Below are 10,787 nucleotides of genomic sequence, written 5' to 3'. Positions count from 1 at the left end.
GCCCCCCGCAGACCACGGGATCGATAGACCAGACCTAGAAGACTAGTAATAGTCGCAGGGAACTGGCACTAACCGGCCGAAAACTTACACACACCCCAACGGGTAACAAAACCCCAACTGTGGAAATCGTGTGTAACACCACAAACATGCCTCGCAACCACGAAACACGAATCAACGAAACATCACACCCCACCACCAAAAACACCACCACCAAAATGGTGTTTTGACCAAGACACGGGGCTTAATTAAATAGAGTTACGGCGGCAACAGCGGCAGGGAAACGCCCGGACCCATCCCGAACCCGGAAGCTAAGCCTACCAGCGCCAATGATACTACCCATACGGGTGGAAAAGTAGGACACCGCCGAACACCCATTAACCTGTACCCCCCAATTCCGATTGGGGGGTACAGGCATTTCTGATTCAATTCGAATTATCAGTCGAATAGCGTAGCCACTGGAGCAATTCGATTCTTCTCCATTTCGAGCAGGCTCTTCTTGCGGTGCAATCCGCCGCCATAGCCAGTCAAGCTGCCATTCGCGCCTATGACACGGTGGCACGGAACGATGATGCCGATCGGATTGTGTCCATTGGCCAATCCAACTGCGCGGGACGCCGACGGTGAATCGATCTGTTGAGCGATCTGGCCGTATGACCGCGTCTCGCCGTACGGAATGGTAAGCAGTGCTCCCCAGACCCTGCGTTGAAATTCCGTGCCGACGAGATCGAGCTCCAAGTCGAACTCGAGCAATTCGCCTGCGAAGTACGCGTCGAGTTGAGCGACCGCGTCGGCGAACGCCGCGTCGTCGCGCTCCCATCCTTGGCGGCTGGGCTCGTAAGTCTGATCGACCATCCGAAGGTGCTTCAGCCGGCCGTCCGTGCCTGCAAGGGTGAGTGGGCCGACGGGGCTGTCGACGGTGCGAACTTGTATGGCCTCCATTAGTTTTCCTTTCGCGTGGCCAGTGGCGGCCAGTCGTTGACCTCGTGATCGAGGGCGGTCCATAGGTGTTGGGTCGCGTAGGCCCGCCAAGGTCGCCAATGCGCGCTGTGTTCGATGAGTGAGCGGGGCTCACTCGGTAGGCCCAACTGTTTGGCCGCGAGTAACACGCCGAGGTCGCTCGCCGGAAATGCGTCGGGGTCGCCGAGTGCGCGCATGGCGATGACTTCCGCTGTCCACGGGCCGATCCCTGGAATGGCGAGCAGCTGCGCGCGTGCGCGATTCCAGTCGCAGCCCGGGTCGAGCACGACGTCGCCGTCGGCCAGGGCCCGGACGAGCGCGACGAACGTGCGCTGCCGTGCCTTCGGGAACGCGAGCAGCGCCGGGTCGATGTCGGCCAACTGAGCGACGCTGGGAAAGACATGGGTCAGGCCGCCGCTCCCGTCGTGAAGCGGAGATCCGTATGCCTCGACTAGCCGACGGGCGTGGGTGCGCGCCGCCTTAATCGACACCTGCTGGCCGATCACTACCCGTAGGGCGAGTTCAGATTCGTCGACGGTGCGTGGAATCCGTTGTCCCGGTGCCTTCGCAACCACTGCGGCGAGGCGAGGGTCCGCGCTCAGTACGTCGACTGCCGCTTCGGGGTCGGCATCCAGATCCAGTAGTCGCCTGCATCGTGCGATGGCCGTCGATAGATCGCGGAAGTCGTCGAGTACCAGCTCGCAATGGACGTGGTCGGGCCCTGGCGTCAGGCTCACGATGCCGTTGCCCGATGCCAGTCGAAGTGTGCGTCGGTATGCGCCGTCGCGCACTTCCTCGACGCCTGGCACTGCGGTCGCCGCGAGGTGTCCGAACAGTCCCTCGTAGGCGAACGGTGTACGCACCGGCAGTCGTAGCGTGAGGACCCCAGATCCCGTGGATTGATTGCGGCCGAACTTGTTTCGGGATCGCTCGCGCAGTGCCGTCGGCGTCAGCGCACATACGGCGCGGACGGTGTCGTTGAACTGGCGGATGCTGGAGAAGCCGGCGGCGAAGGCGACGTCGCTGAATGGCAGCTCGGTCGTCTCGATCAGCACCCGCGCGGTTTGCGTGCGCTGTGCACGGGCCAACGCGAGCGGATTGGCACCGACCTCGGCCTGAAGTAGGCGTTCCAGTTGCCGGGTCGTATAGCCGACGCGGGCCGCCAGGCCCGTCACTCCGTCGCGGTCGACCGTGCCGTCCGCGATGAGCCGCATGGCCCTGGCCACGACGTCGCCGCGGACGTTCCACTCAGGTGAGCCGGGCGACGCGTCCGGGCGGCAGCGCTTGCAGCCCCGGAAACCCGCCCGCTGCGCCGCCGCCGCTGTGGGATAGAACCGCACGTTGCGGGCGAACGGTGGCCGTACCGGACAGCTGGGCCTGCAGTAGATCTTCGTCGTGAGTACGGCGGTGACGAACCAACCGTCGAAGCGGGCGTCCTTGGACTGGACGGCCCGGTAGCAGCGGTCGAAATCCTCGTACATGCGTCCACACTTACATGTGAGCACCGACATGACTGGCGGAAAACCGACATGGATGTCGAGCGTCCTGCTACAAACACCTCCCGACAATCAGTTCGCGTTGGCGACGTTTGCACCCTCCAGGTAGGTGCAGAGCAGTTCCCGATGGTGGATGGCGTCGCCATAGAGGAGTGCGTTGGTACGCGCGCGGCGCAGATAGAGGTGTAGATCGTGTTCCCAGGTAAAACCAACGCCGCCGTGTAGCTGCAGGGCCTCGCCTGCGACCTTGGGGATCGCCTCGGATGCGCACACCTTCGCCACGCTGACCGCTTGTGCACGATCGGAGGTCTGTGCGTCGACCGCCATCGCCGCGTAATAGCTTGCTGCGGTGGCGGATTGCACCCACATGCGGATGTTCGCGCATTTGTGCTTGACGGCCTGATAGCTGCCCACCGGCCTCCCGAACTGAACTCGTTGGGCGACGTAATCGAGTGTCAGCTCTTGCAGCTTCTTTCCGACCCCAGTCAGTTCGGCGCAGGCCAGCACGAGGTTGACGTGGGATGAGCGCGCAATCTCGGTCTGCGCCACGTCGCCTGCCGCGTACATTGCGTCGTCGGAGACGGTGACGCCGTCGAAGATGACGTCGCAGTACTTTCGCGTGACGTCGAGCGTGTGCTGACGCTCAATGCGTATCCCGGCCGAATCCGCAGGCACGATGAACCGGGCGGGCTGGGCGTCGACGAGGGCGTCAACCAGTAGCCACTGCGCGGAATCGGCATCCTGCACATTGGCTTTCGTACCGTTGAGTACGTAGCCCGTCGACCGCTTGTCCGCCGTGGTCTGGATGCCATCGGGAGACCACGGCTGCCCGGGTTCGGCGAAGGCCCACGCTGCCGTTGCCGAACCTTCGGCGATCGACTGAAGCATCTTCGACTTGCCGGAGATGTCGGATCGAGCGACTGCGTCGGCAACCACCACAGTGGGGATGAAGGGGGTCGGCGTCAGACTGCGCCCGAGTTCGTCGGCCACCAGTGCAAGGTCGACGAGTTGCTGGCCCAGACCGCCGTCGGCCTCCGGGATCGCAAGCGCCGGCCAACCGACTTCGACGCCGAGCCGCCACAACTCGGGGTCGAAACCGGCTGTCCCCTCGATGAGCTTGCGCGTGGCCTCGAGTGGGGCCTTGGCGGCAAGTAGGGATCGGGACGATTCGACGAGTCCGCGTTGCTCGTCGGTGAGCTCGAAGTCCACGCAATGCTCCTTGGATGAAGGACGGAATCGGCAACCGCATTGCCAAGATAACAGTACACTGATTAAGGTGATACCCAGTGCCACGGCGGTCGAAAGGGGGAGGAATGCGCCTTAATCAGGACAGCGAGCTCGTTGACCTGCGGCGACGGGTTCATGACCTCGCCGCCCGATATGCCCCCAGTCAGCACGACCGAACGGGCGTCCGCGCTCCAGAGGCACACGAAGTCCCAGCGTTGCGCGAATGGACCGCCAGGCTGTTCTCCGAGGGACTTCTCGGCGCGAATTGGCCGACCGAGTACGGCGGTTTGCTGAAACCGCACCCGCTTCACCAGTCGGTGGTAAGCCAAGAGTTGATCCGCGCTGGCGCGCCGGGACCCGTCGGGGGCGGTCTGCTCGCTGCGTCGGCGATCATCGACTTCGGGACAAAGGCGCAAAAGGAGCGCTTCCTACCGAGGATACGGTCGGGTGAAGACATCTGGTGTCAACTGTTCAGTGAGCCCGACGCCGGCAGCGATCTCGCCAGCTTGCGAACGCGAGCGCGCCGCGACGGCGACGCCTACGTCGTCGACGGGCAGAAGGTCTGGACCACCAACGGCCAACACGCCGACTTGGGCTATTTGCTTGCCCGCACCGATCCAGACGCGCCCAAGCACGCGGGTATCACCGCCTTCGCAATGGACATGCACGCCCCGGGAGTCGAGGTACGGCCACTGCGCGAGATCACCGGCACCTCGGACTTCAATGAGGTGTTTCTCGATGGCGTTCGGATTCCCGCCGACCGCGTGATCGGGGTTGAGCACGAAGGGTGGGCGGCGACCACCGCGAGCTTGGCCAGGGAAAGGTCCGGCGCGGGAGCCGGTGTCGCGTTGTTCGGCGCCATCGAGCGGCTGCTCGGGCTGGCACGCCGAGTGTCCAGGGACGGGAAGCCGGCCATCCAACGGCATGACGTGCGTCAGGCGATCGGCGGGCTCGTCGCCGACGTCCACGTGAACTCGCTGGTCTCGGCATTCGGCGAATCCCGGGCACTGCATGGGTCAGGTGATGCCGGCGACGCCGCGGTGTCGAAGATCCTCTTCAGCGAGGTCAACTTGGCGCTGCACGAGTACGGCATGACCCTGCAGGGCCACGACGGCATACGCGTCGAAGGCGACCGGCACGCGTACGACGACGGCTGGTGGCAGGACGCGTTCCTGTACGGCCGGGCGTACACCATCGCCGGGGGCACCAACGAGGTACTGCGCAACGTCATCGCCGAGCGGGCCCTGGGGTTGCCGCGCGGATGATGGGGACACACGGGCTCGTGTGTCCAACTAGCTCAAATGAATTAGCGAACAAACGAATTGGCGAACAGTAGACAACCCGCTGGAGGAACTTATGCCGCTGCAGGACTGGATGAAGATCATCTCGGTCGACGACCATGTCATCGAGCACCCTCAGGTCTGGCAGGAGCGGCTGCCTGCTGAACACCGTGAGCATGGCCCCCAGATCATCGAGACGTCGGCGGGTCACCAAGTGTGGCGCTACGAAGGCCAGATCTACCCGCAGATCGGCCTGAACGCGGTCGCCGGGAAGCCTCCGTCGGAGTACGGCATGGAGCCGGTTCGCTACGACCACATGATCCCGGGTTGCTACGACCCCGTCGAGCGGGTCAGGGACATGGACATCGACGGCGTGCATGCCGCGTTGTGCTTCCCTTCGTTCCCTGGCTTTGGAGGCGGCGTTTTCCAGCGGTCCAACGACAAAGACCTTGCCCTGCAATGCGTCCGCGCATGGAACGACTTCCAGGTCGAGGAATGGTGCGCGAGCGCGCCCGATCGATTGATACCACTGGGGATCCTGCCGACATGGGATCCGGCGTTGGCCGCCGCCGAAGTCCAACGGCTGGCTGGCATCGGCACCAAAGCGGTGTCCTTCCCCGACAGCCCGGTGCCGCTCGGGTTGCCGTCCTTCCACCATGAGACTCACTGGGAGGTGCTGTGGGACGCGCTTGAAGCCGCGGACATGCCGGTGTGCCTGCACTTTGGCGCAGGCGGCTACGTACCGGGGTTCTCGTTCGCCAGCCCCCAGTCACCCGAGGACACCGCCCCGTTCGCGGTCGCCATCGCGACGTTCTCCACCAACTTGATGTGGTCAACGGCAGACTTGGTGTATTCCGGTATGCTGCAACGCCATCCGAACCTGAAATTCATGCTGTCCGAGGGCGGTGTCGGCTGGATTCCCTACCTGCTCGAACGTTTGGACTACACGTGGGAGCGGCACCGTTGGTATCAAGACATCAGCAGTACCGATCGGCCATCTGACCTCTTCCGTCGACACATCTGGGGATGCTTCATCGATGACGTCCACGGAGTGGCGTCCCGGGACGCCATCGGCATCGACAAGATGATGATCGAAGTCGACTATCCGCACTCGGACTCCAACTGGCCCAACAGCCGCAAGCGAATCGCGGAGAACCTCATTGATGTGCCGGATGCGGATGCTCACCGCATCGTCGAACTCAACGCGCGCGAGCTACTGCACTTCGGCGACGGTGGCTCGTGACAGCTGGTCATCCGCACACCGATCAGCCCGTCGAGCGACCGGACGGCGACGACTACGACCTGTTGACCTTCGGCGAGGTGGCGGCCCGGCTGGCCGAGGAACTGGCGGCAGAACAGCATGAGCTGAACCAATTACGCCGCCAAGGGGATCCGGACGCGCGGCGCATTCAGTTGCTCGAAGAGCGGATCGCACTGCTTACGGCCAGTGAGGCCCGATATCGCGAGCAGGAGCACGCCAATACTGCCTATGCCCGCCGATTCGGGACCACGCCGCCGACTGCCAGCGCCGACGCGCAGCCGAACTGATCGAGTCGAGACGAGGCCACGGAGTCAATGACGACGCCACCCAAGACGGTAACCGAGTCATCAGTCGGGCTGGCCGACCCCACGCCACCCAAGACGGCGACCGAGGCACCACCGGTTCCGGACGAGGCCGCGGAATCGACGACGACGTCGCCCAAGCCGGAAACCGAGTCGGCGACCGGTGAGATCGGCGAATGGGCCCGCGGGTACGTCCGTCGTCACCCGATCGCATCGCTGGAAACCGTTGGTGGCCAATGCATATTAGGGCTTCGGGCATTGCAGTACCTGTTCGTCGACATCGTGAGGTGGCGATTCCCCTTCGGTGAGTTCGTGCATCAGGCGGCGTTCATGGCCTCGACGGCGGTCCTTCCGACGATGTGCGTAGCGATACCCATCGGCGTCACGCTGCAAATCCAATTCGCCCTACTCGCGGGGCAGGTCGGGGCAACCTCGTTGGCCGGCGCGGCCAGTGGACTCGCCGTCATCAAGCAAGGTGCGCCACTTGTCGCCGCGCTGCTGATGGCCGCCGCCGTCGGTTCCGCGGTGTGCGCCGACCTGGGCTCCCGCACGATCCGCGAAGAAGTCGACGCCTTGGAAGTACTCGGCATCTCGGCGATACGTCGGTTGGTTGTTCCGCGGCTGGCCGCCGCGATCGTGGTGGGGCTGTCGTTGACCGGTCTGGTCTGCTTCATCGGATTCCTCGCGGGCTATCTGTTCAACACCTACGTCCAGAACGGTGCCCCCGGCAGCTTTCTGATGACGTTCGCGTCGTTCGCGACGGTCGGCGATCTGGTGCTTACGCTCATCAAGGCGGTGGTGTTCGCCGCGATCGTCGCGGTGGTCGCCTGCAACAAGGGATTGAGCACGAAGGGCGGGCCTGCCGGGGTGGCCAACTCCGTCAACGCCACCGTCGTGGCGTCCATCTTGCTGCTGATGATCACCAACGTCGTCTTCACCGAAATGTATGTCCTGCTCTTCCCGAAGGTGTCGCTCTAGATGGCCGCGCCCTACTACCCGCGCGGCCTGCGGCCCCTTGTCCTGGCGACCCGACCGGTCGTCGACGGTGGTGTCCGGCTCGGCCACATGTTCTCGTTCTTCTGGCGCGCCGTCGCCTCGATACCGCTGACGTTGACGCGTTATCGACGGGAGTTCCTACACACGCTCTCGGACGTCACCTGGGGTAACGGCTCGATCGTGGTGGGCGGTGGCACGGCCTGGGTCATCATCCTGCTTGGTGCGTCGGCGGGCGCGATCGTCGGCATCGAGGGATACCAGGCGTTGCACCTGCTCGGCCTCGAGCCCGCCACCGGGCTGGTGTCGTCGACGGTGGCGACCCGTGAACTCGCTCCCATCATGGCCTCGCTGGCCTTCGCGTCGCAGGCGGGCTGCCGGTTCACCGCCCAACTGGGCTCGATGCGGATCTCCGAAGAGATCGACGCGCTGGAATCACTGGCCATCCGGCCCATTCCGTATTTGGTGACGACTCGCTTGCTGGCATCCTCCGTCGCGATCATTCCGCTCTACATCGTCTGCCTGGTGGTGAACTACCTTGCCGTGCAGACCCTCGTGACGTTCTCGGGTGGAATGTCCAGCGGCTCCTTCGAGCATTACTTCCGCTTGGTGCTCAACGGCACTGACATCGTGTATTCGGTGATCAAGGCGGAGATCTTCGTCATCATCACGTCGACGATCCAGTGCTATTACGGCTACTTCGCGACCGGTGGCCCCCAAGGCGTCGGGATCGCGGCCGGCCGGGCGATGCGCGCCAGCATCTCGGTGATGATCATCGCCAACTTGCTACTCACCGTAGGTCTTTGGGGCATCGGTTCCGGCGCGAGGCTAGGCGGCTGATGACCCAGAGACTCGAGTCGGCGGGCAAGGAGGTCTCGACGGCGCAGCACTTCCTGCGGGGCGTCGTGTTGGTGGTGGCGGCCGCGCTCCTGACCGCCTTCGCGGTGGCCAAGTCCGAGGGCGTGTTCAACAAGTCGGTCGGCGTGACCGTGCTGCTCACGAACATCGGTGACGGGCTGCCCGCCAAGTCCGATGTCAAATTCCGCGGCGCGCTCGTCGGTGTGGTCGATGACGTCACCCCCGCGACGAGCGGGCAGCCCAACACCGTGCGGGTCAACCTCGACCCCCGATACGCCGACATGATTCCGAGCTCGGTGACCGCACGCGTGGTGCCTAGCAACGTCTTCGCCGTATCGTCGATCCAGTTGATCGACAACGGCGCTGCCCCGGCGTTGCGCCGCGGCGCGGAAATATTCGAAGACCAGAGCCTGGCCACCGTGCAGTTCCAGACGGCGCTGACGAAGCTGCGCGACATCGTTGCCGCGACCAGTCGGCCGGCTCAACACAACACCTTGGGCATTCTGGCCGCGGTTGCCGAGGCGACCAACGGCCGTGGCGACTCGATAGCCGCTGCCGGCGGGGGCGCCAAACGGATTGTGCACGAACTGAATGCAGTGATGGCGTCCGACGGAACACCGTCTACCCTCGGCACGCTGTCGGAGGCTTTGCAGGGCCTGCAGACCTCTGCGCCGGACCTACTGGACAGCCTTCACCAGGCCATCGTGCCGATGCGCACGATCGCCGAGAAGCGGGACGAGCTCGCCAATTTCTTGTCGACTGGGCTGAATACGCTCTCCACCGCTGCCACCGCGTTCGAGAACAACACCGACCACCTCATCGTGATCACCTCGCAGCTGTCGCCGGTACTCGGTGTGATCGCCGACGGTGGAAGCCAATTCAGCACGATCGGCAGCCGGATCGAGCACGTGTCCAACAAGTTCATGGAGGAGGTCTGGAAGCCAGGGAGGAACGTCGCACTTGGCAAGTTCATGGTCGTGTTCACGCCGAACCGGATGTACACCCGCCAGGACTGCCCCCGTTACGGTCAGATGGAAGGCCCAAGCTGTCGGACCGCACCGGAAACGGCCCTGCCGCCCGCGATGCCACAGGGACTGAATCCCCGGAACTATCCCATCCCGCCCGAGATCGCCGGAGGCAACGTCGGCTCGGTGGGCAGCCCGGAGGAACGCCAACAGCTGCAGCAGATACTGGGTCCGGATACCAACCCCGCCTCCGAACTGCTGCTCGGCCCGGTAGCGCGCGGCAACACGGTGCAACTCGTGCCCGACCAAGGCGTGCCGCCGGACCCAGGGCCAGCGCTGCCCGCCGAGGCGCCGGGACCCCCGCCCGATCCGCTCGCCACGCCGCCCAATCCCGGACAGGGGTAACAGATGTCGTATCGCAAGCCACTGATCGGGCTGTGTGTCTTCGTGACCATCTGCTTCGCGCTGATCTGGTCGGTGTTCGTCACGCTGCAACGAAACGTCGACGGCGCCACGAAGTCCTACTCCGCTGTGTTCACCGACGTGTCAGGTCTGAAGGTCGGCGACGAAGTACGGATGGCGGGGGTTCAAGTAGGCCGGGTCGATTCCGTGAAGCTGGACGGCACCCTGGCTCAGGTGGGGTTCCGCGTGCAATCCGAACAGACGCTGTACGGCAACACCAAGGCCTCGATCACCTATCAGAACATCATCGGACAACGCTATGTGGGCCTTTCCCTCGCCGACTTCGGCGCACCCAAGCCCCTGCCTGCGGGAGCCCAGCTCCCCGTCTCGCACACCGAGCCGTCCTTCGATATCTCCGGTCTGCTCAACGGTTTTGAACCGCTGTTCACACTGCTCAATCCGCAACAGGTGGACAATGTCACCACCGCGATCGTGCGGGCGCTCCAGGGTGACACCGGGTCGATCACCACGCTGATCGCCCAGACCACCCAACTTGCGGAGTCGTTTTCGGGTACCGACCAGATCCTTGACGGGGTGCTCACCAACCTGAACACGGTCGTGCATTCGATGGCCGAACGCAGCAGCGACCTCGACGGCACGATCACCCAGGCCAAGGCGGTCTTCGACGGATTGGCGCAGCGCCGCAACGAATTGGTGAACAATCTTGATCAGGTTTCCATCGTCGCAGGCAGGATCGCCAACGTAGTCGGCGATGTACAGCCCGATCTCGATGCGTGGCTGAATCGGCAGCCGGGCTTCGCGCAGCACTTCATGGACAACAAGCAGGGCTTCGCATACCTCGGCTACAACGTCCCGCTGCTGCTGAAGGGGTTGTCCCGGTTCAGCCAGAACGGGTCATACCTCGACGTGTATGCCTGCGACCTGAGGATCACCTTGTTCCCGCGCCTGACCAGATTGATCCCCTGGATCGTGGAACACGCAACTCCCGGTGGCCAAATCAAACACAGCCCGATCTGTCGATGAGG

The 10,787-nt window shown here is 63.9% G+C and carries 10 protein-coding genes and 2 rRNA genes; 9 read left to right on the top strand and 3 right to left on the bottom strand.

Translation table 11 applies throughout. The annotated features are described in order from the left end of the window. Positions 1-92: ribosomal RNA gene (locus SLQ30_RS19775) — 23S ribosomal RNA — on the top strand; the annotation flags it as partial. A 164-nt stretch (positions 93-256) separates the two neighbouring features. Continuing rightward, a 5S ribosomal RNA gene (rrf, locus tag SLQ30_RS19770) occupies positions 257-369 on the top strand. A 66-nt stretch (positions 370-435) separates the two neighbouring features. On the opposite strand, the gene SLQ30_RS19765 is transcribed toward rrf, so the two are convergent. The 3 genes from SLQ30_RS19765 to SLQ30_RS19755 form a co-directional block, all read right to left on the bottom strand. Then, the gene (locus SLQ30_RS19765) at positions 436-939 is read right to left on the bottom strand and encodes a methylated-DNA--[protein]-cysteine S-methyltransferase (RefSeq protein WP_319447688.1); all 504 of its coding nucleotides are present in this window, start codon (positions 937-939) and stop codon (positions 436-438) included. After that, complete coding sequence (locus SLQ30_RS19760; RefSeq protein ID WP_319447689.1) at positions 939-2,438, bottom strand: DNA-3-methyladenine glycosylase 2 family protein; 1,500 nt, start codon at positions 2,436-2,438, stop codon at positions 939-941. Before SLQ30_RS19760 ends, SLQ30_RS19765 begins: the two co-directional genes overlap by 1 nt. An 87-nt stretch (positions 2,439-2,525) precedes the next feature. After that, positions 2,526-3,662, bottom strand: a complete 1,137-nt coding sequence (locus SLQ30_RS19755; RefSeq protein WP_319447690.1) for an acyl-CoA dehydrogenase family protein — start codon at positions 3,660-3,662, stop codon at positions 2,526-2,528. 104 nt (positions 3,663-3,766) lie between these two features. Here SLQ30_RS19755 and SLQ30_RS19750 point away from each other — a divergent pair, with 104 nt between their 5' ends. From SLQ30_RS19750 to SLQ30_RS19720, 7 genes are all read left to right on the top strand, one after another. Next, complete coding sequence (locus SLQ30_RS19750; RefSeq protein WP_319447691.1) at positions 3,767-4,945, top strand: acyl-CoA dehydrogenase family protein; 1,179 nt, start codon at positions 3,767-3,769, stop codon at positions 4,943-4,945. A gap of 91 nt (positions 4,946-5,036) precedes the next feature. Further along, a complete protein-coding gene (locus SLQ30_RS19745; RefSeq protein WP_319447692.1) occupies positions 5,037-6,203 on the top strand; it encodes an amidohydrolase family protein in 1,167 nt (388 codons plus the stop codon). Beyond that, a complete protein-coding gene (locus tag SLQ30_RS19740) occupies positions 6,200-6,508 on the top strand; it encodes a hypothetical protein (RefSeq protein ID WP_319447693.1) in 309 nt (102 codons plus the stop codon). Before SLQ30_RS19745 ends, SLQ30_RS19740 begins: the two co-directional genes overlap by 4 nt. Before the next feature lie 27 nt (positions 6,509-6,535). After that, positions 6,536-7,501 carry an ABC transporter permease gene (locus SLQ30_RS19735; RefSeq protein WP_319447694.1) on the top strand — a complete coding sequence of 322 codons (966 nt, stop codon included), beginning with the start codon at positions 6,536-6,538 and terminating at the stop codon, positions 7,499-7,501. After that, positions 7,502-8,356, top strand: coding sequence for an ABC transporter permease (locus SLQ30_RS19730; RefSeq protein ID WP_319447695.1), 855 nt, complete (start codon positions 7,502-7,504; stop codon positions 8,354-8,356). Further along, complete coding sequence (locus tag SLQ30_RS19725) at positions 8,356-9,744, top strand: MlaD family protein (RefSeq protein ID WP_319447696.1); 1,389 nt, start codon at positions 8,356-8,358, stop codon at positions 9,742-9,744. Before SLQ30_RS19730 ends, SLQ30_RS19725 begins: the two co-directional genes overlap by 1 nt. Positions 9,745-9,747: 3 nt before the next feature. Beyond that, a complete protein-coding gene (locus SLQ30_RS19720; protein WP_319447697.1) occupies positions 9,748-10,785 on the top strand; it encodes an MlaD family protein in 1,038 nt (345 codons plus the stop codon). Positions 10,786-10,787 lie beyond the last annotated feature (2 nt).

This window comes from Mycobacterium sp. RTGN4, from assembly GCF_033804635.1.
In the GTDB taxonomy this organism is placed as follows: domain Bacteria; phylum Actinomycetota; class Actinomycetes; order Mycobacteriales; family Mycobacteriaceae; genus Mycobacterium.
The sequence above is the reverse complement of the archived record's forward strand: the minus strand, read 5'-3'. Positions and strand labels throughout refer to the sequence as shown.